Source organism: Streptomyces sp. NPDC016851 (assembly GCF_055562795.1).
On sequence record NZ_JBVHEP010000022.1, the window covers coordinates 94,796 to 121,059 of the forward strand.

A 26,264-nucleotide genomic window follows, 5' to 3' on the forward strand; every position below is an offset into this window, starting at 1 on the left:
CCCCGTGATAGCTTGCCGAGGCCAGTCGAACCCATGTACGTGGGTCAGGGAATCCGGTGCGAATCCGGAACTGACGCGCAGCGGTGAGGGGGACGGGCGGGGCCTCGGCCACTGGACGTCGCGTGTGACGTCCGGGAAGGCGCTCCGCACCGGACGAACCCGAGTCCGAAGACCTGCTGGCGGCCCCCGCGGCCGTACGCGGCGGGGGAGCACCGTACGACCGGGCTCCGCGATCGAGCCCTCGACGACTGAGGACTGGTTTCCCGTGCCCCTCGCCCGACCCGCCCGTGCCGCCGTCCTGCTCGCGGCCGGCTCCCTGCTCCTGGCCGGCTGCGGAGACCCGCCGGCCACCACGGCGAAAGCCGCCGTCACGCTCGACAACTGCGGCCACGAGGTGCGCGTGAAGGCCCCGCCGAAACACGCCGTCTCCCTCAACCAGGGCACCACCGAGATCCTGCTCTCCCTGGGCCTCGCCGACCGTCTCGCGGGCACGGCCACCTGGACCGACCCCGTGATGAAGGGGCTGGCGAAAGCCAACGCCAAGGTGCCGCGCATCGCCGACAACAACCCGTCCTTCGAACGGGTCCTGGACACCGGCCCCGACTTCGTCACGGCGTCCTTCGTCTCCACCCTCGGCCAGGGCGGCGTCGCCACCCGCGAGCAGTTCGAGAAGCTCGGCGTCCCCACGTACGTCTCCCCGTCGGACTGCGCCGGCAAGGACAACTCCGGCGACGGGGACGGCGCACGCGCCAAGGCGCTGGGCATCGACACCATCTACGACGAAGTGCGCGACCTGGCCACCGTGTTCGGGGTGCCGGACCGGGGCGACAAGCTCGTGGCCTCCCTGCAGCGGCGCACGGCGAAGGCCACGCGGGGCATCCAGGCCTCCGACGTCACCCTCCTGTACTGGTTCGCCAACTCCGAGTCGCCCTACATGGCGGGCTGTTGCGGAGCGCCCGGCATCATCACCCGGGCCCTCGGCGCGAAGAACGTCTTCGGCGACACGCACGAGGAGTGGCCGCAGATCAACTGGGAGACGGTCGCCGAACGCGACCCCGACGTCCTCGTCATCGGCGATCTCACCCGCAAGTCGCAGACCGCCGAGTCGGCCGCGAAGAAGATCGCCTTCCTGGAGTCCAACCCGGTCACCAGGAACATGGACGCGGTCAGGCACAAGCGGTACGTGCTGCTCAGCGGGCAGGCCATGAACCCGACCATCCGCACCGTCGAGGGCGTGGAACAGGTCGCCGCCGGACTGCGCGAGTTCGGGCTCGTGAAGTGACCGTCCGCGGGCTCGGGTTCGGTGCCGCTGGGGTCCTGCTGCTGGCCGTCTCCCTGGCCCTGGCGATCACCGTCGGCCCGGCCGACATCCGGATCGCGGACGTCTGGTCCGCCGTCGCGGCCCATCTCGGACTCGGCAGCTCGGACCTGACGCCGATCCGCGACGGGATCGTCTGGCAGCTGCGGCTGCCGCGCACCCTGCTCGCGGCCGTGTGCGGGGCCGGACTGGCCGTCTGCGGGGCGGTGATGCAGTCGCTGCTGCGCAACCCGCTCGCCGACCCGTTCGTGCTCGGGGTGTCCTCCGGCGCCTCCACCGGCGCGGTCGTGGTCGTCGTCCTGGGCGTGGGCGGCGGCGCCGTCTCGGTGTCCGCGGGCGCGTTCCTCGGCGCCCTGGTGTCCTTCGCGCTGGTGCTGCTGCTCAGCCACACCCTCGGCGGCACCACCGACCGGGTCGTCCTCGCGGGCGTCGCCGCCATGCAGCTCTTCTCCGCGCTCACCTCCTTCGTCGTGATGACCGCCGCCGACGCCGAGACGACCCGGGGCGTGCTGTTCTGGCTCCTCGGCTCGCTCGGCGGCGCGGGCTGGACCGACGTGTGGCTGTGCCTGGGCGTCCTGGCCGTGGCGCTGGTGGTGTGCCTGTCGTACGCCCGTACCCTCGACGCCTTCGCCTTCGGGCAGGACGCGGCGGCGGCGCTCGGGGTGTCCGTGGCCCGCACCCGCCTGGTGCTGCTGTGCGTCACGGCCCTGCTCACGGCCGCGCTGGTCAGCTCGGCCGGGGCGATCGGCTTCGTCGGACTGGTCCTGCCGCACGCCGCGCGGGCCGTGGCCGGTCCCGGGCACGCCCGGCTGCTGCCGGTCACGGCCCTCGCCGGAGCGGTGTTCCTGGTGTGGGTGGACACCCTCGCCCGTACGGTGCTGGACCCCCAGGAGGTGCCGGTGGGAGTCGTGACGTCGCTGATCGGGGTGCCGGCGTTCGTGGTGGTGCTGTACCGGACGCGGAGGGTGCGGTGAGCGGGGTGGGGGCGGCGAAGAGCGGTGCCGGACTGCGGGCCGACCGGGTCGGTCGCCGTGCCGACGGGCGTCTCATCCTCGACGGTGTCGTCCTCGTGCCCGAGACCGGTTCCACCGTCGGCGTCCTCGGCCCGAACGGCTCCGGCAAGTCCACGCTGCTGCGGCTGCTGGCGGGGTTGCTCACGCCGACCGCCGGAGTCGTCACCCTCGACGGCACGCCGCTGGGCGACCTGCCCCGCCGCACCGTCGCCCGCCGCCTCGCGGTGGTCGAGCAGCAGGCCGACACGCAGGTCGAGTTGACGGTGGTGGACGTCGTACGGCTGGGCCGTGTGCCGCACCGCCGCGCCTGGACGCCCGGCTCGGCGGACGACGAACGGGCCGTGCGCGAGGCCCTGAAGCGCGCCGGCCTCGCCGACCGCGCCGACCAGCCCTGGCACACCCTCTCGGGCGGCGAACGCCAGCGGGCGCAGATCGCCCGCGCGCTCGCCCAGGAACCCCGCGAACTCCTCCTGGACGAGCCCACGAACCACCTCGACATCCATCACCAGCTCGATCTGCTCGCCCTGGTCACCGGCCTGCCGGTCACCACCGTCGTCGCCCTGCACGACCTCAACCTCGCGGCGATGTACTGCGACGAGGTCGTCGTCCTGAGCGCGGGGCGGGTCGTGGCGGGTGGCCCTCCCGGCGATGTCCTGACCGAGGAACTCATCGCCGAGGTGTACGGCGTACGGGCCGCCGTCACCCGTGACGGCCCCGAGCAGCGGCCGCACGTGCGGTTCCTGGGGACGATGGGCTGAGGGGCCGGCGGGCCGGCGGGAGGCGGGCGGGGTGGGCGATTCACGCCATGGTGGTTCGAGCGGCTGGACGGCGGACGGCCGGGCTGTGCGAGGCCGGTGCGTGTGGGCTGGGCGTCGCGTCACGGTGGCCGGACCGGCCGGCGTGTCATTGGCCGGCACGTCTGGGCGCGGTGGTCGGGTTCGGCGGGTGGGTCGTCGGTGAGGGTGGCTTCCGCCGTGGTGGCCTGGCCTGGCGGGTGGGCTGTTGGTGGGTGGCTTCCGGCGCGGTGGCCGGGTTCGATGGGCGCCTCGGTGGTGGCCTGGTCCCGCGGGTCGGTGGTTGGTGGCCGGTTTCGGGCAGTGTGGTCCGACGGACCGGCGCCCCGTTCGCGGGGTGATTCCCGCCCCGGTGACCTGGTCCGTACGGCACGCCATTGGTGGGGTGTTCTCGCCACGGTGGCCGGAAAAAGCCGCACATGCCTGCGTGTGCCCGCCCACCCGGCCTACGCTCGCCTCGTGCTGCGCATCATCGACGCCCGGACCGGCGAGCCGGTCGACGCCGCCCCGGCCCGCCGGGGCCTGACCCGTGTCGAGGTGCACGCGCCCGGCTCCGAGCTGACCGATCTGCGGGTGCTGCTCGTGGCGGACCTGCTCGTGCGGGCGCTGGAGCTCGGCGGCACACCGGTGTGGGCCCTGCTGACCGGCGGGCACCGCCGGGCCGAGCTGCGCGCGGACGCCACGGCCCTCGGCATCCGCCCCTTCGAGGACAGCCCCGACGTCAGCGCCGGACTCGGCGAGGCCCAGGTCGTCCATGTCACCGCCGAGGGCGGGGCGACCCCCGACGGGGTGCGGATCGCTGTCGCGCCTGTCGAGACGACCGGACCGGCCACGTCGGTCGGCGCGTCGGTGGGCTCGGACCTGCCGCTGAGCGAGTCGGCGACGCGCGAGTCGGTGGCGTCGGACCTGCCGCTGAGCGAGTCGGCGGCGCGCGAGTCGGTGACGTCGGGCCCGTCGGCCGGTGAGCCGGCGGAGCCGGACCCGGCGAGCGGCCAGTCGGTGGGACCGGGACCGCTGGGCGGTGTCGAACCCGCCGTCCTGCGCCTCGCCCTGTTCACCCGGCACCACAACGCCCCCGTCCGGCTGGAGGCCGACGTCCTGCGCGAGGCCGAGGCCACCCTCGCCCGGTGGCGCGGCGCGGTCGCCCGTTGGGCCCGGCGGCCCTCCCGGCCCGTGCCCGACGACGTGCGCGGGCGGCTGCGCGACGCCTGGGACGACGATCTGGACGTGCCACGGGTGCTGGACGTGCTGCGGGGCGTGGAGAACGAGCCGGACCTGCCGGACGGCGCCCGGTTCGAGACGTACGCCTATGCCGACCGGCTCCTCGCCCTCGAACTCACCCGCGACCTGGGAGCCCCGTCATGATGGAGCGCGCCGGAGCCGGCCCGCTGCGCCGCCTGGTCGTGCTGCGGCACGCCAAGTCCGCCTGGCCCCTGGACGTCGCCGACCACGAGCGCCCGCTGGCCCCGCGCGGCCGCCGTGACGCCCCCGCGGCCGGGCGGGCCCTGGCCGAGGCCGACCGCCTGCCCGACCTCGCGCTGTGCTCCACCGCCGTACGCGCCCGCCGGACCTGGGAACTGGCCGCCGCCGAGTGGGGCACGCCCCCGCCGGTCCGGTTCGACCGGCGCCTGTACGCCGCGAGTCCCGCCGGTCTGCTGGCCGTCGTGCACGAGGTGTCCGCCGAGGTGGAGACACTGCTGCTGATCGGGCACAACCCGGGCCTGGAAGAACTCGTCCTGGCGCTCGCCGGTGACGGCCTCGACGACACGCTGGAGCGGGTGCGCACCAAGTTCCCGACGTCGGCCGTCGCCGTCCTGTCCTGGTACGGCACGTCCTGGCGGGCCCTCACCCCGGGCACCGCGCTGCTCACGTCCATGACCGTGCCGCGGGGCGAGAAGAAGTAGCCCCGGGCCGGTCCGGCCCGTCCCCGGGACCGCGCATAGGGTGGCCGGATGCAGGACGAATACCGCACGGTCGCCCGCGCCGGCGTGCACGAGACCGAGGTCAACCGCTCCCGCTTCCTGTGCGCCCTCGCCCCGGCGGCCACCGAGCGGGAGGCGCAGGACTTCATCGCCACGGTCCGCAAGGAGCACGCCGACGCTTCCCACAACTGCTGGGCCTACGTCATCGGCGCCGACGCCTCCGTCCAGAAGGCGAGCGACGACGGCGAACCCGGCGGCACCGCCGGCGTCCCCATGCTGCAGATGCTGCTGCGCCGCGACATGCGGTACGTCGTCGCCGTCGTCACGCGCTACTTCGGCGGGGTCAAGCTCGGCGCGGGCGGACTCATCCGGGCGTACGGCGGGGCGGTCGGCGAGGCCCTGGACACCCTCGGCACGCGCACCCGCCGCCGGTTCCGGCTGGCCACGGTCACCGTCGACCACCAGCGGGCCGGCAAGGTGGAGAACGACCTGCGGACCACGGGGCGCGAGGTGCGGGACGTCCGCTACGGGGAGGCGGTCACGATCGAGATCGCCCTTCCGGACGCCGATGTGGAGGCCTTCCGGGCGTGGCTCGCCGACGCGACCGCCGGAACGGCCGGCTTCGAACCGGGCGGGGAAGCGTACGGCGACGCCTGAGGCACGGTCGGCTTCGAAGACGGCACCCGGAAGCCGGCCCGGCGGGTGCCGGACCGGCTGCCGCGGGCGGTGGCTATCGGCCGGTGTCGGTGACCGCGGGTTCTTCTACGCCGGTGTCCCGCACGCCGGAGGGACCCTCTACGCCGGTGGGCTCCCGCACGCCGGAGGGACCCTCCACGCCGGCGGGCTTCTCCCCGCCGGTGGGGCCTCGGCCGCCCTCGGCGCCCGCGCCCGCCGTTTCCACGCTCGCGGGGACGCGGCCCAGCCGGACGGCGAGCAGTGCCGTGCCGACGGCGAGTGCCGCGAGGACGTAGGCGGTGAGGTCGAAGGCGTCCGCGAAGTCCGCCATGCCGGTGTCCGGACCCGGTGCCTGGGGATTGGTCCCCAGGAAGCCGCGGTACAGGGCCCCGATGACGGCTACCCCGAAGGCCATGCCCGCCTGGGTGACGGTGTTCAGCACACCCGACCCGGCGCCCGCGTCGTCCGGGTGGACCCGGGAGAGGACGGTGTCCACCAGCGGTGCGACGACCAGGCCCTGCCCGAATCCGGAGACGCCCATCACCGCGGCGAGCCCGATCGCCTGGCTCGTGCTCTCCAGGCCGGTGACGGCGGGCACGGCGGCGAGACCGGCCGCCATGACCAGGCCGCCCGCCACCGACACCCCGATGCCGAACCGGGCGGCGAGCCTGCGGCAGGCCGCGGAGGCGGCGATGAAGCCGAGGCCGAGCGGCACGAAGACCATGCTCGCGGCCAGCGGCGTCAGCCGGAGGCCGGACTGGAGGTGGTAGGTGAGGACCAGGAACAGCCCGGCGTTGCCGGAGAAGAACAGCAGTACCGTGCCCATGCTGAGCGGGAAGCCCCTGGCCCGCAGCAGCCGGCTCGGCAGCAGCGGGTCGTTGCCCCGGGACTCCGTCCGGCGCTCCCACCGCAGGAAGGCCAGGGTGCCGGCCGCGCTGAGGGCGAAGCAGACGTACGTCCACCAGGGCCAGCCGTGCTCACCGCCGAGGATCAGCGGGATGAGCACGAGGGGCAGCAGCACGGCGGTGAAGACGGCGCCGGTGATGTCGAGCCGCGGCAGGTCGGCGCTGCGGCTCTCGGTGACGGCGGGTACGGCCGCGCACAGGATCGCCGCGCCGATCGGCACGTTGATCAGGAAGATCATGCGCCAGCCCAGGCCGGCCACGTCGAGGTCGAGCAGCAGACCGCCGCCGACCAGACCGGCGATGACACCGGCGCCGATGGAGGCACCGTAGGCGCCGACGGCCCGGGCGCGGTCGCGCTCGTGCACGAAGACGGCCCGGATGAGCGAGAGCACCTGCGGAGTCATCACCGCGGCCGACAGGCCCTGGAGCACCCGGGCCGCGATCAGCGTGGCTGGGCTGGGCGCGAGCGCGCACAGCAGGGACGTCAGGGTGAAGGTGGCCACGCCGTACTGGAAGGTGCGCTTGCGGCCGATCCGGTCGCCGAGCCGGCCGCCGGTTACCATGCCCGCTGCGTAGGCGATCACGTAACCGTCGATCACGAACTGGAGTTGGCCGAACCCGGCGTTCAGGTCCGCCTGGATGCCCGGAGCCGCGACGTTCACGATGAACATGTCGATCTGGCTCATGAACATCGCGAGCAGGACCACGGTGAGTCCCGCCCAGTCCCGCCCGGAGGCTCGGGGCGGGCCGGTCGCGGTGGCGGCCCCGGCCTCGGCACCTGCCGTCGGACTCGCTTTCCGTGTCTCTGTGCGCATATCACCACTCGGTTTCGAACGTGCGCTGAAGCGCGCTTGTTTAGTGCTAAATTCAGGTCTAAATGTAGCAGGTCAGTGTGAAGGGTGAGCCCATGACGGCATCAGAGGACAGCGATCGCCGGCCGGCGGGAGAGGACCCGGCGGACGCCATCGCGGCTGCCTGGAGCCGCGAGCGGCCCCAGACCCCGGTCGGCTCCATCGGCGTGGTCACGAGAATCTGGCAGCTCGCCAAGCACTTCGGCGACGACCGCCGACGGGTCCTCGCGGAGGCGGGAGTCGATCCGGCCACGCTCGATCTGCTCAGCGTGCTGCGCCGCAGCGGGCCGCCCTACACCCTGAGCACCCGGGACCTCGCCGGGCACTCCCTGGTGACCGCGGGCGCCATCTCCCAGCGGGTCGCGCGCGCCGAGCGCGACAACCTGGTCACGCGCCGCCCCGCCCCCGGCCGCAGCCGCGCGGTGCTGGTCGAACTGACCCCGGCCGGACACGCGTTGGTGGAGCGCACGGTCGACAAGGTGCTCGCCCGTGAGGCGCAGCTGCTGGAACGCCTCGGCCCTAAGCGGCGCGAGGCACTCGCCGAGTTGCTGCGCGAACTGCTCGACGACGTGCAGGACGAGCTGAACGTGCGGGGTGTTTCCCATGTGGGGCACGAGGGCCTCGACCACACGGTGCAGGGCTGAGCAGGACCGTCTCCGGCAGGCAAGCCGGACCGCGTCGGCACGGCTCTCCCGGGGGGTCCTCGGGGGAGCCGTGCCGCGTCCGGTGCGCCTCAGTATCCGTAGGCGCTGGGCGCGTTCTGGCCGCCGTCCACCGGGATGTTCGCGCCGTTGACGGCCCGCGCTCCGTCCGAGAGCAGGAAGGCGATCACCTCGGCGACGTCCCGCGGATCGACCAGGCGGCCGCCGGGGAACTCCTTCTCGAACTCGCCGTAGGCCCGCGGGTCCTCGTCCCGGAGCCTCGCCCAGCCCTTGCCCTCGATCAGCATGGAACCGGGCGACACACAGTTGACCCGGACACCTCGTGGCCCCAGCTCGCGGGCCAGGGACGAGGCCATGTGGATCTGCGCGGCCTTGGCCGCCGCGTACTGCGCGGGCGGAGCGGGCTTCCATCCCGAGACGGAGGAGACCAGCACGGCGCTGCCCCCTGTGCCGGCCAGGTGATCGGCGGCCTCGCGCAGGGCGATCGCCGGATGGGTGACGTTGAGCCGGCATGTCAGGTCCCAGTCGGACGCGTCCGTGCCGCGCAGATCCGCGCCGCGCGCGCCGCCCGCGACGGCCACCAGGCCGTCCAACCGGCCCAGCCGGGCCGCCGAGTCCCGCACGAACGCCGCGAGGGCGGACTCGTCGAGCACGTCCAGCCGCGCGGTGTGGAGGGAGCGCCCGTACCGGGCACGCACCTCCTTGGCCACCGCCTCCAGAGAGGCGGCGTCGCGGCCGCACACGGCGAGGTCACACCCCTGCGCGGCGAGCCGGAGCGTCGTCTCCCGCCCCAGCCCGCGGCTGCCACCGGTCACGATCACCGCCCGCCCGGCCGACCTCGGCGCGCCGGACTCCCGTACGCCGTTCCGGTCGCTCGTGTCGCTCACATCGCCTCCTCGTTGTTCCGGCTCCCTTCTCGTTTCCCCGTTGGGGGGGCGCCGTGTTCAGCCCGTCCTCGCGGGGTCGCGCACGATGTACGCCGAGAGGATCTCGTCGATGCGGTCCAGCACGGCCTGCTCCAGGCGTACGCCGGAGGCCGCGGCGTTCTCCTTGACCTGCTCGGGACGGCTCGCGCCGATGATGGCCGCGGAGACGGACGGGTTCTGCAGGACCCACGCGATGGCGAGCTGGCTCATCGTCAGGCCGAGGTCCGAGGCGACCGGGCCCAGCTCCTGGACGGCCCGCAGGGCTCCCTCGTCCTTCATCCAGTGGCCGACCAGCATGTCGACGAAGCCCTTGCCGGCCTCGGTGCCCGCCCGGGAGTCCGAGGGCGCCGCGGTGCCCGGCCGGTACTTGCCGCTCAGGATGCCCTGGGCCAGGGGCGACCAGACGACCTGCCCCAGGCCCTCCCGCTCGCAGGCGGGCACGACCTGCGACTCGATGACCCGCCACAGCATCGAGTACTGCGGCTGGCTGGCGACCAGCGGGACGCGCAGCTCCCGGGCGAGGCCGGCCGCGCGGCTGATCTGCTCGGCGGTCCACTCGCTCACCCCGACGTAGAGGACCTTGCCCGAGCGGACCAGGTCCGCGAAGGCGAGCATGGTCTCCTCCAGCGGAACGGCCGGGTCGTAGCGGTGCGCGTAGTAGACGTCGACGTAGTCCGTGCCGAGCCTGCGCAGCGATCCCTCGCAGCCCTCGATGACGTGCTTGCGGGACAGGCCGCGGTCGTTGGGGCCGGGGCCCACCGGGTGGCAGACCTTGGTGGAGAGCACGAGGCCCTCGCGTCGCTGACCGGCGAGTGCCTTGCCGAGCACGGTCTCGGCGCGGGTCTCGGAATACACGTCGGCCGTGTCGAACGTGGTGATGCCCGCGTCGAGCGCGGCCCGCACGCAGGCGTGCGCCGCCTCCTCGTCGATCTGGGCACCGTGGGTGATCCAGTTTCCGTAGGCGATCTCGCTGATCACGAGGCCGCTCTGGCCGAGCCGGCGGAACTCCATGTGCTGTGTCCTCTTTCCTGGTAGTTCTTTCCGGGGGTTGTCTCCGGGGGTTTCCCTCGGAGGTTCTTGGGTGCCGCGGCGCCTCACAGCAGTGCCGCCGTGCGGGCCACCACCTGGCGGGCCTGGCGCGGGCTCAGCCGCGGGTCGCAGGCCGACTCGTAGTGGGGCAGCGGCGTGGGGGAGGCCAGTTCCGCCGCCGTGTCGACGCACTCGGTGACGGGGCGATGGGCCGTCTCCAGCATCAGACCGGCCGGCCGCAGGCCGTGGGCGTGCAGGGCCGACACGAAGCCCTCGATCTCCGTCATGACGTCGTCGACCGCACGGCTCTTCTGACCGGCGCCGTTGGTCCGGGTGTTGCCGTGCATCGGATCGCAGATCCAGGCGACACCGGCGGCATCGTCTCCGAGTGCCCTCAGCACGGAGGCCAGGCGCGGGACGATCTGCTCCCGGCCCATGCGCACGATCAGGGAGAGCCTGCCGGGTCGGCGCCGGTCACCGAGCATCCGCACCAGCGTGCGGATCTCCTCGGGCGATGCCTTGGGGCCGATCTTGACGCCGACCGGGTTGCTGACCGACGCCGCGAACTGCACGTGCTGGTGGTCCGGCTGGCGGGTCCGGTCGCCGATCCACAGGAAGTGGCCGGAGGAGCCGTAGCGGCCCCCGTCCGCGTCGGGGCGGACGAGGGCTTGCTCGTACTCCAGGAGCAGCGCCTCGTGTCCCGCGTAGGTGCGCTGGGGCGCCGTCCGCCCGGCCAGGCCCAGGTCCCGTTCGAGCAGGGTGCTCAGGGTGTTGCCGGCGTTCCGGTACGCGAGCAGCAGCCGGGACGGCAGCGCGGTGCGAGCCGCCGGGGTGGGCTCGGGGGCGTTGACCGCGTCCCCCCGGTAGACGGGCAGCGCCGTGCCGTCGGAGAGGGTCTCGGTCGGGTTCGAGCGCGGTTTGGCGTACTGCCCGGCGATCCGCCCCATCCGGACGGTGGGCAGACCGCAGGCGTCCGTGAACTCGTCCGCCAGCCGGTGCAGCTGGTCCGCCTTGGCGAGGACGGTCTCGGGGTTGGCGTCGGCGAACCGTTCGGCGCACTCCCCGGCCTGGAGCACGAAGGCCTCGCCCCGGGCGGCCCGCCCGAGTTCGGCGGTGAGGTCGGTGCAGGCGGTGGTGTCCACCAGGGGAGGTTTCGCCTCCAGGGAGAGCAGGACGTCCTTGAGTTCGTCGAGCGAGGCCCACTCGGGCTGTTGAAGGGCCCGGGCCGGCAGCAGCAGGCGCGTGGCGGTCATGGTCTTCCTCCATCGGGCGGGGCGGCGTCCGGCTCGGGGGCCGGACCGAAGTAATGGGCGGTGGTGTGCGGTTGGGGCAGCAGGGGAGAGCCCGGCGGCCCCGGCCTTGCCGGCGGTCGACGGCGTCACACGGCGGCGACGGTGCGGCCGGTGTCCGTGACGTCGGCATCGGGAGCGGCGCCGGGAGCGGCGGCGGGATCGGAGTCGGCGCCGGGAGCGGCGGGGTCGGCGTCGGTGTCGGAGGCGGAGGCAGGGTGGGAGTCGGTGGCGAGCGGCAGGAAGCGGCTCCGGGCCAGTCCGGCGGCCCGGGTGATCTCCTGTGCGAGCGGCCGGTCCTGGTCCACGGGCGGGAACTCCTCCCGCAGCTCCCGCCACAGCCGCCCCTCAGGCCGGTCCCGGTGCCCGGTCAGGTGGGCGAGCTGGTTGACCGCGAGGAGCAGGGAGCCGAGGATCCACCAGGCCCGTTCGGTCATCTCGGCGACGGCGTTGGCGCTGTTGAGGGCGAGCGGCACCTGGTCCTGGTTGTGCAGATTGGTCGGTACGGCGGTGAAGGACGCCGGATGGCCCAGCTGACGCAGCCGGCCCAGATGGGAACTCGCCGCGATCTGCACCCCGGCGAAGCCGCTCCCGGCCCCGGGCCGCGGGGTCAGCAGCGGGGGCAGCCCGCCGTTGACGGCCGGGTCCAGCACGAGGGCGAGCTGCCGCTCCAGCAGATAGGCGACCTGGTGCGCGCACGAGGCGTGCGTCTCGCAGGCCAACGCCACGGGCGCGGCGTGGAAGTTGCCGCCGTGCAGCACGGTGCCGTCGACGAGCACGGGGTTGTCGCTGCATCCCCCGGCCTCGTCGGCCAGGACCGAGCCCTGGAGGTCCAGTTGGTCCAGTACGGCTCCGAGGACCTGTGGGGCGCACCGCAGCGAATAGCGTTCCTGGAGCGGGCGGTCCGGGCCGGGCGCGGTGCCGGTCCCGGCGCCCGAGGCGGCGCGTTCGGCCCGGATCCACGCGGCGGCCGTGCGCTGCCCGGCCTGGTTGCGCACCCGCTGCAGGGCGTCCTCGTAGGGTTCGCCCGAGGCGCCGAGCAGCGCGGCCGTACGGCCGGTGACCGCCGCGGCGGCCCGGGTGAGCGCGCCGAGTTCCCGGTGGGTGTGCAGGGCGCGGGCCAGGCAGGCACTGCTGCCGTTGACGAAGGCGAGCGCGGACCGCGCCTCCCACTCGACGGGCGGCAGCCCCAGGGCGGCCCGCACGGCGGACGCGTCCTCGCGCCGCCACCCGCCCCCGGCGTCCCGGCGCCATGCCTGAGCACCGACCCCCGCGCCGTCCGCGGAGAATGCCAGGGCCGCGTGCGCCAGCGGCACCAGGTCGCCGCTCGCGCTCAGGCTGCCCTCGCCCGGCACCACGGGGACGAAGCCCGCGTTCACCAGATCGGCCAGACGCCGCCAGGTCTCAGGCGCGACGGCGGAGTGCCCGAGCGCCATGCCGCGCAGCCGCAGCCAGACCATGGTGCGGGTGACGTCCGGCGGCAGCGGGTCGCCCTGTCCGGTCGCCAGGTGGGAGATGAGCGCGGTGCCCTGGCGGGCCGGGTCGGGGTCGGCCGCATGGTCCACCAGCGGGCCGAAGCCGTGGGTGACCCCGTAGACGCGCCGGGAGCCGTCGAGGCCGACCAGTGTGCGGTGGGCCGCCGCCATGCGGTCCTGCTCGGCGGCCGTCGGTTCCAGCGGGGCGGTGCTGCGGTCCAGCAGGTCACGCACCAGGGTGTCGGGTGACGGGCGGTCGTCGGATGAGCGGGGGAGGGGCATGCATGCCTTCCGTCGTCCTGGCGTTGGCGGATGTGCGGGCCTCGGGCGGCCCCCGTTTCAGCTGGGCCGGAAGCCGAGCGGGCCGACCGCCTCCTCCAGCAGCCCGGCCAGCCGGATCAGCAGCGGTTCGTGGTCGCGGCGGGCGATCAGCTGGACGCACAGCGGCGCGCCGCGCTCGTCCCGGGCGACCGGCATGGTGAGCGCGGGCAGTCCGGCGAAGCTGGCGAGCGGGGTGTAGGCCACGCGCAGGTCGTAGTCGGGGTCTCCCGGGGCGGGGATGGTCGACACCCGGGCGTCGGCGGTGGCGAGGTCCGGGGGTGCGGCCGGGTCCAGGGGCAGCAGCCAGGCGTCGACACCCGCGGCGTCGAAGTCGCCCTCGACCGTGGCGCGGGTGTGGGCCAGCCGCTCCAGGATCCAGGCGTAGCGGTCGTCCTGGACCTTCGCACCCACCTCCAGCGCGCCGCGGGTGGTCTCGTGCAGGTCGGCGGGCACCCAGGGCCGCCACACCTGGTAGGCGTCCCAGGCCTGACGCGCGCACAGCTCCCAGGCGGGGCCGCGCAGCGCCCACAGGTCGTCGAGCCGGACCGCGTCGAGCCGCTGGCCGCTCGCCTCCAGCCGCCCGCATGCCGTCTCCAGCGCCCGGCGCATGACGGGGCCGCAGGTCCCCTCGGGCCCGTCGACGTTCGCGACGACGCCGATGCGGTACGGGCCTTCGGCGGCCGGGCGCTGGGCGCCGAGCCGGTCGAGTCCGAGGAGCGGCCACAGGTACGCCAGGTCAGCCGCGCTGCGGGTGGCCCAGCCGAGGGCGTCCATGGGCGGGGAGAGCGGGAAGACGCCCTCCAGCAGCGAGGCGCGCTGCGTCATCCGCAGTCCCACCGTGCCGCACTGCCCGGCCGGCCAGCGCACCGAACCCAGCACGTCCGTGCCCAGGCCGATGTCGCAGATGTTCGCGGCCACCGACACGGCCGTGCCGGTGCTGGAGCCGCCGGGGTCGATCTGCGGAACGTAGGGGTTGACGCACTCCGACCCCACCCCGATGTTGAGTTCGGTGGTGACGACCTTGGCGGTCACGGCCGCGTGTCGTGACGGCAGGGCGGCGATCGCCGGGTTCGAGACCCGGGCGTGGTGGCGGTGGCCGCGCAGCCCCAGCCGGGTGGGGAAGCCGGCCACGTCCACGGTGTCCTTCACCCCCACGCGCACCGGTGCGGCGTCCGCGTCGAGCGGGGCGCGGTGGACGCACGCCCGGTAGCGGGCGTCCGCCAGGTCCGACCAGGCGGTCTCCTCGGTGCGCCACTCCTCGGCGGTCAGCGTGTCCCGGGCGCGGGCCGTCACCCGCTCCGGCAACGGCAGCGACATCGGTGCGCCGGGCTGCGGCGCCGGGGGCTCGGCGGTCCAGCGCGCCTGCCGCGCGTAGCTGGTGATGGCGTCCTGCGGGGCGGGGGCGTCAGACATGCTCGGACTCCTGGGCGGTGCGTGCGGCGGTGAGTTCGGCGGTGCGGACCTTGCCGGTGGAGCTGCGGGGGATGCGGGGAACGCGGTGCACGGCGCGCGGCGCGGGCAGCCCCGAGGGGAGCCGGCCCAGACTGCGGCGCACGGCCGACGGGTCGACCGGTCCGGGCGCCGCGTAGAACACCTCGTAGTGCTCTCCCCGTACGGGGTCGCTGACGGGCGCGCAGACGACGTCCAGGCCGGGGCAGCGGGCGCGCGCCAGGTCCTCCACGCGCGCCAGGTCGCAGCGCACGCCGTTCACCTTGACCAGCCGGGACGCCCGCCCCAGGTGGTGGAAGGAGCGCGGGCCCGCCGGTGCGACGAGGTCGGGCAACTCCCAGTCGACCGGGGCTGCTTCGGTACCGGCCCGGCAGGCAAGCCGAGGACTTGCGACCCGCAGGCACCGGGCCGTCGCGTCACCGTCGGCGGCGGAGCCGGGCAGCATCTCCACGTCGGGCAGCAGACGCCAGGGGAGGCCGGCCGTCCGCTCGCCGGCGACGGGGCGGTGGGCGACGGCCCCGGTCTCGGTGGAGCCGAGGAGTTCATGCGCCCGGAAGCCGGTGTCCGCGAGGCGTCCGGCGACGTGGTGGGCGGCCGGTGTGGCGGGGCCGGTGCTGTGCAGGGCCGTCACCCGGCCGTGCCGCGCCAGTGCCGGGACGTGCCGGGCCAGCAGCTGCCAGGTGGAGGGCAGGCAGACCAGCAGCGTGGGGACGCCGTCGTCGAGCGGCGGCACGGTGAGCGGCTCGTCCCACAGGCCGGTCACCGGGACGTCCGCGAGCCGGGGCAGCTCGCGCCCGTACAGCCGGCCGTAGAGGTGGCCGGGGGGCGCGTAGGACACGATGCGGCCGAACCGGGCGGAGCCCAGCACCGCCTCGTGCACGACGGTCACCTCGGCGTGCAACTGCTCCTCGGTGCGCAGCCAGGTCACCGGCGGGCCGGTGCTGCCGGAGGTGGCGAAGGCGATGTCCGGCACGGTCAGCTCCCCAGCCCGAGGGCCGCCGTGTCCTCCAGCCGCTCGTGGGTGAAGCGCACCATTCGCTCCACGCTGGAGAACCAGAAGCGGACGTCGTCGGCGACGAAGTCCACCTCGATCCCGAACTCGCTCTCCACGGCGGAGATGCACTCCATGGCGGTGAGGCTGTCGTAGCGCTCGCCGAGGGCCTGCTGGAGGTCGGCGTCGGAGGGGACGTCGGTGAAGGCGTCGCCGATACGCGTGGCCAGGACGGAGCGCGTGCGGTCGTGGATCTCTTCGGGGGAGGGGACGGTCGTGGTCGTGGTCGTGGTCATGGTCGTACTCCTTGCCGGTGGTGCGGGGTGCGGTGTGCGGTGTCGTCCCGGGGTGGTCAGACGGCGGCGGCCGGCGCGGGCTCCACGGCCGTGCCGTCGGCCCGGCGCATCCGTTCGCCGGCGCCGAGGTAGACGTCGGAGGGGGAGGTGGGGCGGAACTCCAGGTAGCAGAAGGGAGTTCGGGCGTCGGCGCCGAGCGCCTCGGTGATGCACCGGGCGAGCCCGTCGCGGAAGGCGTCGTCGCGGTCGGGGCCCACACAGACCGTCACGGACGCGTGGCGCGGGCCACTGCCGTCCGTCTCGTGCGGCAGGGCCTCGACCGGCATCCCGCCCGAGAAGACGGTGCCGTCCTCGGTGGGCTCGAAGCGCACGACGACATGACCGGCCTGGACGCCCTCGGCGGTGAGCCAGCGGGTGAGACGCAGCGCCACGGCGCGACGGCGGGGGACGGGGAGTTCGGGGGTACGGATGGTGATGGTGGGCACGAGGCCTCCGGTTGGCGGTTCGGCCGGTTCGGCCGGTTCGGCCGGTTCGGCGGTTCGGCGGTTCGGCCGGTTCGGCGTTCAGGACAGGGCGAGGGCCGGCAGCGCGCCGGGGCCCGCGGTCAGGCGCCGGGCGAGCAGGTTGCCGAGACAGTCGGCGAGCGGTCCGCCGCTGCCGGGTGCCAGCGGGCTCCACGCGGTGCCGTCGGCGCCGCGCACCCGGTCGAGGAACGCGGAGACGTGCCCGGTGTCGAGGGCGAGTCCGGCCCGGTCGGCCGCCAGGACCGCCTCGTAGGTGGACAGCAGGTCGGGCACCCGGTTGCCCTCGCCCGCGTAGCCGCCGCCGCGCACGCGATGCCGGTCTAGCAGGGCGCCGACGGCCTCTTGGGCCTCGGCGCGCGGGGCGAAGCCGGGGCCCAGGAGCAGCCGGACGCGCTGGGCCTGGAGCGCCGGGCGCAGGCCCGGTTCGGCGCCCGGCACGTTGCCGTGCGTGAACGGCTCGCCCCCGGTGCTGCGGCAGGATTCGACGAAGGAGAGGACGCCGGCGAGGTCCAGGCCGAGCCCGTCGAGACCGGCCTCGTCCGCTCCGCCGAGGAGGGCCGCCGTCTCCACGGCCGCAGCTGTGGACACCATGTCGGACCCGCGCCCCTCCCAGTAGCCGAACCCGCCGTCGCCGTTCTGGAGGTCGGCCAGCCAGTCGGCGATCCGGTGCCGGGCGGCACGGTCGCCGGCGAACGCCCCGGCCGCGAGGGCCCACAGGGTGCAGCGCACCTCGCTGCCCCGGCCCGGCATGTACATCACGCCGCCCTCGTTGGGCAGTTGGCAGCCCTCCAGCCAGCGCACCCCGTCCGGGTGCGGGTCCGCGGGGCCGGCCGAGAGCACGGCGGCGGCGGTGGACAGTGCGTCCGCCGCGTCCCGCGGCTCCCGGTAGGTGTAGCCGCCCCCGGAACAGGCGAGTTCGGCGATGCGGGACGTGACGGCGTCGGCGACCGGGGCGAGCGGCGCGCCGAGCGCCTTGAGCGTGCCCACGGCACAGAAGGAGGCCCACACGTCCTCGACGTCGTACCCCTCCCAGCGCACGAAGGCGCCGGAGGGACCGCGCAGGCCCATGACCCACGCCTGGCAGCCGTCGGGATCGCGCGGCGCCCGGCCGAGCGCCGCGAGCGCGCCCACGGCCCGGTACGTGGCCCACAGGCAGGGCACCTCGGCGGCGGGCGCGAAACGGAAGCCGCCCTCCTCGCCCTGGCGGTCACGCAGCCAGGCGGCGAGCGCCTCCACGTCCCACGGGGGTGCTCCCGAGGCACCGTTGTCCGTGGCGGCCCGCCAGGCCATCACCCCGTAGTAGCAGGCCCGTACGTCGGCCTTGCCGCGCCGTGCGTCCTCCGGGGACCAGCTCAGACCGCCCTCGGCGCACTGGAGCCGGCTCAGCCAGTCCAGCAGGCGGGCACGGTCGGGCACCGGGCCGCCGCACAGCTCGACGGCCGTGCGGGCGGAGAAGTGGGTGGCCCACACGTCCGGGGCCTGTCCCGGGAGCATCGCGTACGCCTCGCCGGACCAGGTGCGCTCCACCCAGCGGGCCGTGGCCTCGACGGCGGGCACCGGGCGGCCCATGTCGCGCAGCGCCTGGGTGCAGTAGAAGGTGGCCCACGCGTCGGAGAGCATGCCCCGGCTCCAGGCGTACCCGCCGTCGGCGTTGCGCCGGCCGCTCAGGTAGGCGGCCGTGCCGTCCGGGTCGGCGACGCTGTCGGTGCGGTCCAGCCAGGCCAGGGTCCGCACGGCGGCGTAGGTGCACCACAGGTCGGGTTCCCCGCCGGACACGCCCTCGCCCTGCGGGGCGCGCGGGGCGGTCGTCACGGTGGCGGTCATCGCACGGCCTCCACTTCCCGGATGTTGGACCGCTTCCAGCTCTTCTGCGAGGCGCCGCTCTTGGTGTTGGCGGGCAGGGAGTTGACGAACACCACCCCGTCCCAGCGCAGTCCGAGCAGTTCCTCGGACCGGGCCTGGACGCGCCGGCACTCCTCGGGCTCGCGGTCGCGCCCGGTGCCGACCCCGCGCTCCAGCAGGAGCCGGGCGTAGGTGCCCTCGCTGTCCACCTCCAGCAGGTAGCCGGTGGCGTCGGTGACGCCGTAGACGACCTCCTCCACGGCGCGCACCGACAGCGGTGCGCCGCGCACCCGGAGGCCGTCGCTGGCGCGTCCGTGGACGGTGATCCGGGGCGCCGCGCTGCCGCACGGGCAGTCCGTCGCGACGGACACCTCGTCGCCGGTGTCGAGCCGCAGCAGGGGCCGGGCGTGTGCGTTGAGGGGGGTGACGACGAGCCGCCCCTGGTCGTGGCCGCCCCGGTCGTGCAGCGGGACGACGCCCTCGGGCGTGGCGAGTTCGAAGTAGGTGGCGGCCGGCAGCAGGTGCTGGCGGCCGTGCGCGCAGGCGGCGGCCAGCGTGCCGGTCTCCGTGCTGCCGTAACTGGCGTCGTGGGCGTCGGCGTTCCACCACTGGCCCAGCCGGGTGCGGAAGGGCGGGGTGTTGACCTCGCCGAGCAGCATCAGCCGGTCGACCGAGGAGCTGAGCTCGTCCAGCTGCCCGCGCTGCGCCAGCAGCCGGGTGAACTGCAGGGCCACGCCGGGGGCGACGAAGACGGTCGTGGGGCGGAAGGTCCGCCACATCGCCTCCAGCCGGTCCCAGCCGGTGATGCCGGTGGCGAACGGGTAGGCCCGGATGTGCGCGAGGTCCAGGTACTCGCAGACCCCGGAGACCAGATCCGCCACCGGAACGACGTCGGACGGCAGGAGGATCACCACCCGCTCGTCGGCTCCCAGGAGCGGACGCCAGGCCTCGGCGACCGAGACGGTGTTCCAGATGGTGTCCTCGGCCAGGCGCGGGGTGGGCGTGGGCTGTCCCGTCGTGCCGGTGGTCTCGTAGTACTTCGAGGCCTCGGTCGGCGACACGGCCGCATAGCGCAGGGGCTGCGCCTTGAGCGACTCACGCGGCGTCACGGGCAGGTCCCGGAAACGCTCCAGGGAGAACTCCCCGATATCGTCCCGGTCCTCACCGGGGCCGTATGCCCTTGTTCCGCGCGCGCGTCGCCAGGCTGCGGAGAGCTTTCTGGCGTAGAAGTCGCCGACCGGGATGCGGCCTTGGTTCTCCCGTATCTCGGCCTGTGCCTCACGGAGTAATGCCTGGCGTTTTTCGGTGTGCAGGATCACACGAACCTCGCTCATTAATCGCTTATCGCTTGCGCACAGCCGGGAGGGGACGGGGACCGTGCGCGGCCCGTGACGTAGGTCTCGACGGGCGGCCCTGCGAGGGGTCGGGAAGCCACAGCTCAAGGCTCTGTGGCGGGGCCCGGAAGCCCGACCCACAGCGAACGTATAGCACTAAAGGTGGGCGGTGCAACCGCCCCTGGGGGGCTCAACTAGCCATATGCGACCGAAAATCGACGGCCACGGTGGTGAGGTAATGCGCCTACTCCTCAGTACGTTGCCCGAGTTGATTTCCGGGCCTAGTCTCTACGAGCGCCGAGGTGAATCCGGCAGCGTTTTGAAGTCGCGGTTAATCGAACCCGAACAGCGGGTTTCGTGCCCTGTTGGAGCGCATACCGCACGCCGTTTTCCCCGGCAGTCCGCAACCCTCATCCGAATCCGGTTGGAGCTTTCTCATGTGCGGAATCGCAGGCTGGGCCGACGTCGGCCAGGACCTCACTTCGGAGGTGGACGGCGTCGAACCCATGGTGCGGACCATGGCCTGCCGAGGCCCCGACGCCGCCGGAATCCACGCCGGTACGCACGCGGTCCTCGGACACCGCCGGCTGGCGATCATCGATCTCGAAGGCGGCCGGCAGCCGATGACGGCCCCCGCGGAGGCGGACCGGGCCGCCGGGGAAGGCCCGGCCGTCGTGCTCAGCTACAGCGGCGAGGTGTACAACTTCCGCGAACTCCGCGAAGAACTCCGTGGGTTGGGTCACACCTTCCGCACCCGCTCGGACACCGAGGTCGTCCTGCGCGCCTACCTCCAGTGGGGCCAGGACTTCGTCGGGCGCCTCAACGGCATGTTCGCCTTCGCCCTGTGGGACGAGCGCGCCCAGCGTCTCCTCCTGGTCCGCGACCGCCTCGGCATCAAGCCCCTCTACGTCGCGCGCCTCGGCAGCGGTGTCCTGTTCGGCTCCGAACCCAAGGCGATCCTCGCCCACCCGCGCTTCCGGGCCCGGCTCGACAGCCAGGGACTCGCCGACCTCCTCGGCCTGATGAAGTCGCCGGGCGTCACCCCCTACCGGGACGTCGAGGAAGTGCCGCCGGGCTGCGTCGCCGCCTACGACCGCGACGGGCTCAGGGTCGAGCGGTACTGGAGCCTCGGGCGGCAGCCGCACGAGGACGACGCCGGCACCACGGCGGACACCGTCCGGGCCCTGCTGGAGGACACCGTCTCCCGCCAGATGGTCACCGACGTACCGCTGTGCACCCTGCTCTCCGGCGGACTGGACTCCACCGTGCTCACCGCGCTCGCCGCCCGGGTGCAGGCCCGCGCCGGCGAACCCCCCGTACGGTCCTTCGCGGTGGACTTCACCGGCAGCGAAGCCGACTTCAAGGCCAGCGAGTTCCGGCCCGAGCGCGACTCCCCCTACGCCCTCGAAGCCGCCCGGCACATCGGCACCGACCACCGCCTCATCGAACTCTCCGCCGATGAGCTCACCCGGGACGCCAACCGCGACGCCGTCCTGCGCGCCCACGACCTGCCGTACACCTTCGGCGACGTGGACACCTCCCTGCACCTGCTGTTCCGCGGGATACGCGAGCACTCCACGGTCGCCCTGTCCGGGGAGTCGGCCGACGAGGTGTTCGGCGGCTACGCCTGGTTCCACGACCCGGCGGTCATCGAGGCGGCGGCGTTCCCCTGGCTCAGCCGCATGCAGCTCATCACCCCCGAGCTGCTCGCCCCGGCCTTCCGCACGGCCACCCGCTTCGAGCAGTACCGCGTGGACCGCTACCAGGAGGCCCTCCGCGAGGTCGAGCACCTGCCCGGCGACTCCCCGCGGGAACGCCGCATGCGCGAGATCAGCCACCTGCACCTCACCCGCTGGCTGCCCGCCCTGCTCGACCGCAAGGACCGGCTCAGCATGGCCGCCGGTCTCGAGGTCCGCGTGCCCTTCTGCGACCACCGGCTCGTCGAGTACGTGCACAACACGCCCTGGGACCTCAAGACACCCGACGGGGACCCCAAGGGCCTCCTCAAGCGGGCCACTCGCGACATCGTGCCCAGGTCCGTGCTGGAGCGGCGCAAGAGCCCCTACCCGACCACCGCCGACCAGCTCTACGAGAAGGACCTGCGGGCCCGCACCCAGGCGCTGCTCGCCGACCGCTCCTCACCCGCCTTCGACGTCGTCGACGCGGGCGAGCTCGCCCGCATGCTCGACCTCCCGCAGGGCCACTACCACACCCAGCTGCACCGCAACGGCCTGGAGACCGCGCTGTACCTGGACCGGTGGATGCGGGAGTACGACATCGCACCGGAGTGACCTTTTCCATGGCATTCGTACGGACATTTCCCCTGAATCGACGCCCGATGCGTGGTCCATCCCGAGGTTCGTGAGGGACCAGGGGCCCGCACGGGTTAGCGTGGTGGGTGCTGACAGCGAGCCGGGCCGGCTCGTGCGGGTCGTGGAGCGGTAGCAGGGGGAGTCATGCGGGTCGGAGCGGCGTCGTGAGACTGCTGCACACGTCCGACTGGCACCTGGGCCGGTCGTTCCACCGGGTGAACATGCTCGCCGCCCAGGCCGAGTTCATCGGTCATCTCGTCACGACCGTGCGGGAGCGGGCCGTGGACGCGGTGGTCGTGTCGGGGGACGTCTACGACCGGGCCGTTCCGCCGCTCGCCGCGGTCGAGCTGTTCGACGACACCCTGCACCGCCTCGCCGACCTCGGCGTGCCGACCGTGATGATCTCCGGGAACCACGACTCGGCCCGCCGGCTGGGCGTCGGCGCGGGCCTCATCGGACGGGCCGGCATCCACCTGCGGACCGAGCCGTCGGCGGCCGGCACCCCCGTGGTGCTGGCCGACGCCCACGGGGACGTCGCCTTCTACGGCCTGCCCTACCTCGAACCGGCCCTGGTGAAGGACGAGTTCGGCGTGGACAAGGCCGGGCACGAGGCCGTGCTCGCCGCCGCCATGGACCGGGTCCGCGCCGACCTCGCCGCGCGAGCGCCCGGCACGCGCTCCGTCGTCCTCGCGCACGCCTTCGTCACCGGCGGCGAACCCAGCGACAGCGAACGGGACATCACCGTCGGCGGCGTGGCCGCGGTGCCCTCCGGCGTCTTCGATGGCGTCGACTACGTGGCGCTCGGGCATCTGCACGGCTGCCAGACCCTCACCGACCGCATCCGCTACTCCGGCTCCCCGCTGCCCTACTCCTTCTCCGAGGCCGCCCACCGCAAGAGCATGTGGCTCGTCGACCTGGCCGCCGACGGCACCGTCGACGCCGAGCGCCTCGACTGCCCGGTGCCGCGCGCCCTGGCCCGGATCCGGGGCACCCTGGAGGACCTGCTCGCCGACCCGGAGCTGGCACGGCACGAGGAGGCCTGGGTCGAGGCGACGCTCACCGACCCGGTCCGCCCGGCCGACCCCATGGCCCGGCTCACCGAGCGCTTCCCGCACACCCTCAGCCTCGTCTTCGACCCCGACCGGGCCGAGGACGACCCCGAGGTGTCGTACGCCCGGCGCCTGGCCGGCCGCAGCGACCAGCAGATCGCGGAGGACTTCGTCGCCCACGTGCGCGGCGCCGGACCCGACGCGCACGAACAGGGCGTACTGCGGGACGCGTTCGACGCGGTGCGGGCCGACGAGACCGTACGGGAGGTCGCCGGGTGAGGCTCCACCGGCTGACGGTCACCGCCTTCGGTCCCTTCGGAGGCACCCAGACCGTCGACTTCGACGAGTTGTCCGCGGCCGGGCTGTTCCTGCTGCACGGACCCACCGGCGCGGGCAAGACCTCCGTCCTCGACGCCGTGTGCTACGCCCTGTACGGCTCGGTGCCCGGCGCCCGGCAGGGCGGCGGGCAAGGCGCGGCCCTGCGCAGCGACCACGCCGCGCCGACGACCCGCACGGAGGTCACCCTCGACCTCACCGTGGCCGGACGCCGCCTGGAGATCACCCGGCAGCCGCCCTGGGAACGCCCCAAGAAACGCGGCACCGGCACGACCCTCGACAAGGCCCAGACCTGGCTCCGCGCGTACGACACCACGGCCGGGACCTGGAAGGACCTCAGCCGCTCCCACCAGGAGATCGGCGAGGAGATCACCCAGCTGCTCGGCATGAGCCGGGAGCAGTTCTGCCAGGTCGTGCTGTTGCCGCAGGGCGACTTCGCGCGGTTCCTGCGCGCCGACGCCGAGGCCCGCGGCAAGCTGCTGGGCCGCCTGTTCGACACCCGCCGCTTCGCCGACGTCGAGAAGCGCCTGGCCGAGCGCCGCCGCGCCACCGAGGCCCAGGTCCGGGACGGGGACGCCGCACTGCTGGCCGACGCCCACCGCATGCAGCAGGCCGCGGGCGACGCCATGCGCCTGCCGGACCTGGCCCCCGGCGAACCGGGACTCGCCGAGGCCGTGCTGGGCGCCGCCGCCGTCGCCCGCAGCGCCGCCCGCGAACAGCTCACCGTCGCCGAGTGCACGCTCGTCGCCGCCGAGTCCGCGCAGGCCGCCGTCGGCCGCGCGCTCGACGACGCACGCGAACTCGCCCGGCTCCAGCGGCGGTTCACGGAGGCGCGGGAGCGGGCGGCGCGTCTGGAGGAGGGAGCCGGGGCCTACCGGGAAGCGCAGGCGCTCATGGAGCGGGCCCGCAAGGCCGAGGCGGTCGCGCCCGCCCTCGACCTGCGGGAGACCGCCGAGGCCGAACACCGGCGCGCGGCCGACGCCGAGTCACGCGCGCGTGCCCTGCTGCCCGAGAGCTACTCCGACGCGGGCGCGGCCGGTCTCGCGGCCGCCGCTCGCCGGGCCGCCGAGGAACTGGGCGGACTGGACTCGGCCCGCCGCGCCGAACGGCGGCTGGCCGAACTCCTCGACGAACGCGCCGGCCTGGACCGCCAGGAACGCGCCGACGCCGACGTCCTTCAGGAGGCGGACGCCTGGCTCGACGGCTGGGAGGAGACGCGCACCGCCCTCCAGTCTCGTGTCGACTCCGCGCAGCAGGCCGCCTCCCTCGCCGAGCAGCTCGCCGTGCGCCGGGAGCCCGCGCGGCAGCGGCTGAAGGCGGCCCGGCTGCGCGACCAGCTCGCCGAGGACACGAACCAGGCCGTCGAGCAGGTCCGTACCGCGAAGGAGGAGGCGCTGCGCGCCCGGCAGCACTGGCTCGACCTCAAGGAACAGCGCCTGACCGGCATCGCCGCCGAACTGGCCGCGCACCTCACCGACGGCGAGCCCTGCGCCGTCTGCGGCGCCACCGAACACCCCGCACCTGCCCGCAAGGTCGCGGGGCACGTCGACCGCGAGGCCGAGGAACACGCCCTGGCCGCCTACCAGCGCGCCGACGAACAGCGCGCCGAGGCCGAGCGGAACCTCGGCGTCGTCCGGGAGGCCCTGGCCGCCGCCACCGCCGAGGCCGGTGACACCCCCACCGAACAACTCGCCCGTGAGGCCGAGGAGTTGGAGGAGCAGTACGCGCAGGCCCGCCGGGGCGCCGCCGAGCTGCACGCCGCGCAGGAGCGGCTGCGGCAGGCCGGGCACGAACACGAACGGCGCGTCGCCGCCCGGCAGGAGGCCGCCGTGCGCAGCGCCGCCCGGGTCGGCCACCGGGAGCGGCTGGAGAGCGAACGCACCGCCCTGGAGGAGGAACTGAACCGGGCGAGGGGCGCCCTGGACAGCGTCGCCGCCCGGGCCGCGCAACTGGAACGCCGGACCGCGCTGCTCACGGACGCCTCCGACGCCGCTCGCGCCGCCGAGGACACCGCCCAACGGCTCAAGGACGCCGACGCCCGCCTCGCCGACGCCGCCTTCCGCGCCGGCTTCGACACCCCCCGGGACGCGGCCGCCGCCCTCCTCGACGCCACCGCCCACCGCCAACTGCAACGCCGCCTGGACGCCTGGCAGAACGAGGAGGCCGCCGTCCGGGCCGTCCTCGCCGAGGCCGACACCGCGGCCGCAGCCCGGCAGCAGCCCGCCGACCTCGCGTCGGCGCAGCTCGCCGCCGACACCGCGGCCCGCCGGCTGAGCGAGGCCGCCTCCGCGCACGACGCCGCCGCCCGGCGCTGCGCCGAACTCGACCGGCTCTCCGCCCGGGCGACCGCCTCCGTCCGCCGGCTGGCGCCGCTGCGCGAGGAGTACGACCGGGTCGCCCGCATGGCCGGCCTCACCGCGGGCACCTCGGCCGACAACGAACGCCGGATGCGCCTGGAGTCGTACGTGCTCGCGGCCCGACTCGAACAGGTCGCCGCCGCCGCGACCGTACGGCTGCGGCGCATGTCGTCCGGCCGCTACACCCTGGTCCACTCCGACGACCGCACCGGACGAGGCCGCAGCGGGCTCGGACTGCACGTCGTCGACGCCTGGACCGGCCGCGAGCGGGACACGGCGACGCTGTCGGGCGGCGAGACCTTCTTCGCCTCGCTCGCCCTCGCCCTCGGCCTCGCGGACGTCGTCACGGACGAGGCGGGCGGGGTGCGCCTCGACACCCTCTTCATCGACGAGGGCTTCGGCAGCCTCGACGACCAGACCCTCGACGAGGTCCTCGACGTCCTCGACTCCCTGCGCGAACGCGACCGCAGCGTCGGCATCGTCAGCCACGTGCCCGACCTGCGGCGGCGGATCCACGCGCAACTGGAGGTCGTCAAGGGCAGGTCGGGGTCGGTGCTGCGGCAGCGCGGCGTGAGCTGAGATCAGCCTGCCGAC

General features: G+C 74.3%; 21 protein-coding genes and 1 riboswitch. Of the genes, 10 read left to right on the forward strand and 11 right to left on the reverse strand.

What is annotated here, in order from left to right:
• Positions 1–5: 5 nt before the first annotated feature.
• Positions 6–195: riboswitch (cobalamin riboswitch) on the forward strand.
• Between the two features lie 70 nt (positions 196–265).
• The 6 genes from ACZ3I3_RS30315 to ACZ3I3_RS30340 all read left to right on the forward strand — a co-directional run bounded on the left by ACZ3I3_RS30315 (position 266) and on the right by ACZ3I3_RS30340 (position 5,704).
• Positions 266–1,282, forward strand: a complete 1,017-nt coding sequence (locus tag ACZ3I3_RS30315) for an ABC transporter substrate-binding protein (RefSeq protein WP_467370279.1) — start codon at positions 266–268, stop codon at positions 1,280–1,282.
• Positions 1,279–2,292, forward strand: a complete 1,014-nt coding sequence (locus ACZ3I3_RS30320; RefSeq protein ID WP_467370281.1) for a FecCD family ABC transporter permease — start codon at positions 1,279–1,281, stop codon at positions 2,290–2,292. The genes ACZ3I3_RS30315 and ACZ3I3_RS30320 overlap by 4 nt, the downstream gene beginning before the upstream one ends.
• Positions 2,289–3,089 (forward strand): ABC transporter ATP-binding protein, encoded by an 801-nt coding sequence (locus ACZ3I3_RS30325; RefSeq protein WP_467370283.1) that lies wholly within the window; start codon positions 2,289–2,291, stop codon positions 3,087–3,089. The genes ACZ3I3_RS30320 and ACZ3I3_RS30325 overlap by 4 nt, the downstream gene beginning before the upstream one ends.
• 495 nt (positions 3,090–3,584) lie before the next feature.
• Positions 3,585–4,490 carry a hypothetical protein gene (locus ACZ3I3_RS30330; RefSeq protein WP_467370285.1) on the forward strand — a complete coding sequence of 302 codons (906 nt, stop codon included), beginning with the start codon at positions 3,585–3,587 and terminating at the stop codon, positions 4,488–4,490.
• Complete coding sequence (locus tag ACZ3I3_RS30335; protein ID WP_467370286.1) at positions 4,487–5,029, forward strand: SixA phosphatase family protein; 543 nt, start codon at positions 4,487–4,489, stop codon at positions 5,027–5,029. The genes ACZ3I3_RS30330 and ACZ3I3_RS30335 overlap by 4 nt, the downstream gene beginning before the upstream one ends.
• 48 nt (positions 5,030–5,077) lie before the next feature.
• Positions 5,078–5,704, forward strand: coding sequence for a YigZ family protein (locus tag ACZ3I3_RS30340; protein WP_467370287.1), 627 nt, complete (start codon positions 5,078–5,080; stop codon positions 5,702–5,704).
• A 73-nt stretch (positions 5,705–5,777) separates the two neighbouring features.
• On the opposite strand, the gene ACZ3I3_RS30345 is transcribed toward ACZ3I3_RS30340, so the two are convergent.
• Positions 5,778–7,442: an MFS transporter gene (locus tag ACZ3I3_RS30345; protein ID WP_467370289.1), complete on the reverse strand. Its 1,665-nt coding sequence runs from the start codon at positions 7,440–7,442 to the stop codon at positions 5,778–5,780.
• Between the two features lie 92 nt (positions 7,443–7,534).
• On the opposite strand from ACZ3I3_RS30345, the gene ACZ3I3_RS30350 reads away from it, so the two are divergent.
• Positions 7,535–8,122 carry a MarR family winged helix-turn-helix transcriptional regulator gene (locus tag ACZ3I3_RS30350; RefSeq protein WP_467370291.1) on the forward strand — a complete coding sequence of 196 codons (588 nt, stop codon included), beginning with the start codon at positions 7,535–7,537 and terminating at the stop codon, positions 8,120–8,122.
• Positions 8,123–8,211: 89 nt separating this feature from the next.
• Here ACZ3I3_RS30350 and ACZ3I3_RS30355 read toward each other — a convergent pair whose 3' ends face one another.
• The 10 genes from ACZ3I3_RS30355 to ACZ3I3_RS30400 all read right to left on the reverse strand — a co-directional run bounded on the left by ACZ3I3_RS30355 (position 8,212) and on the right by ACZ3I3_RS30400 (position 19,616).
• Positions 8,212–9,027: an SDR family NAD(P)-dependent oxidoreductase gene (locus ACZ3I3_RS30355; RefSeq protein ID WP_467370293.1), complete on the reverse strand. Its 816-nt coding sequence runs from the start codon at positions 9,025–9,027 to the stop codon at positions 8,212–8,214.
• A gap of 57 nt (positions 9,028–9,084) precedes the next feature.
• Positions 9,085–10,077 (reverse strand): aldo/keto reductase family protein, encoded by a 993-nt coding sequence (locus tag ACZ3I3_RS30360; RefSeq protein ID WP_467370295.1) that lies wholly within the window; start codon positions 10,075–10,077, stop codon positions 9,085–9,087.
• An 83-nt stretch (positions 10,078–10,160) separates the two neighbouring features.
• Entirely contained in the window at positions 10,161–11,348 is a 1,188-nt protein-coding gene (locus ACZ3I3_RS30365) for a 3-deoxy-7-phosphoheptulonate synthase (RefSeq protein ID WP_467370297.1), read from the reverse strand.
• Between the two features lie 125 nt (positions 11,349–11,473).
• Positions 11,474–13,141, reverse strand: coding sequence for an aromatic amino acid lyase (locus ACZ3I3_RS30370; RefSeq protein ID WP_467370299.1), 1,668 nt, complete (start codon positions 13,139–13,141; stop codon positions 11,474–11,476).
• 57 nt (positions 13,142–13,198) lie between these two features.
• Positions 13,199–14,593, reverse strand: coding sequence for an amidase (locus ACZ3I3_RS30375; RefSeq protein ID WP_467370301.1), 1,395 nt, complete (start codon positions 14,591–14,593; stop codon positions 13,199–13,201).
• Complete coding sequence (locus ACZ3I3_RS30380) at positions 14,586–15,602, reverse strand: class I adenylate-forming enzyme family protein (RefSeq protein WP_467370302.1); 1,017 nt, start codon at positions 15,600–15,602, stop codon at positions 14,586–14,588. Before ACZ3I3_RS30380 ends, ACZ3I3_RS30375 begins: the two co-directional genes overlap by 8 nt.
• Before the next feature lie 2 nt (positions 15,603–15,604).
• Complete coding sequence (locus tag ACZ3I3_RS30385; RefSeq protein ID WP_467370304.1) at positions 15,605–15,916, reverse strand: acyl carrier protein; 312 nt, start codon at positions 15,914–15,916, stop codon at positions 15,605–15,607.
• 56 nt (positions 15,917–15,972) lie between these two features.
• The gene (locus ACZ3I3_RS30390) at positions 15,973–16,401 is read right to left on the reverse strand and encodes a hypothetical protein (RefSeq protein ID WP_467370305.1); all 429 of its coding nucleotides are present in this window, start codon (positions 16,399–16,401) and stop codon (positions 15,973–15,975) included.
• Positions 16,402–16,479: 78 nt separating this feature from the next.
• The gene (locus ACZ3I3_RS30395; protein ID WP_467370307.1) at positions 16,480–18,264 is read right to left on the reverse strand and encodes a prenyltransferase/squalene oxidase repeat-containing protein; all 1,785 of its coding nucleotides are present in this window, start codon (positions 18,262–18,264) and stop codon (positions 16,480–16,482) included.
• Entirely contained in the window at positions 18,261–19,616 is a 1,356-nt protein-coding gene (locus ACZ3I3_RS30400; protein ID WP_467370308.1) for a phenylacetate--CoA ligase family protein, read from the reverse strand. Before ACZ3I3_RS30400 ends, ACZ3I3_RS30395 begins: the two co-directional genes overlap by 4 nt.
• Before the next feature lie 437 nt (positions 19,617–20,053).
• On the opposite strand from ACZ3I3_RS30400, the gene asnB reads away from it, so the two are divergent.
• From asnB to ACZ3I3_RS30415, 3 genes are all read left to right on the forward strand, one after another.
• Positions 20,054–21,907 carry an asparagine synthase (glutamine-hydrolyzing) gene (gene asnB / locus ACZ3I3_RS30405; RefSeq protein ID WP_467370309.1) on the forward strand — a complete coding sequence of 618 codons (1,854 nt, stop codon included), beginning with the start codon at positions 20,054–20,056 and terminating at the stop codon, positions 21,905–21,907.
• 185 nt (positions 21,908–22,092) lie between these two features.
• Positions 22,093–23,256: an exonuclease SbcCD subunit D gene (locus ACZ3I3_RS30410; RefSeq protein WP_467370310.1), complete on the forward strand. Its 1,164-nt coding sequence runs from the start codon at positions 22,093–22,095 to the stop codon at positions 23,254–23,256.
• Positions 23,253–26,249, forward strand: a complete 2,997-nt coding sequence (locus ACZ3I3_RS30415) for an AAA family ATPase (protein ID WP_467370312.1) — start codon at positions 23,253–23,255, stop codon at positions 26,247–26,249. Before ACZ3I3_RS30410 ends, ACZ3I3_RS30415 begins: the two co-directional genes overlap by 4 nt.
• The last annotated feature ends 15 nt before the right edge of the window (positions 26,250–26,264 follow it).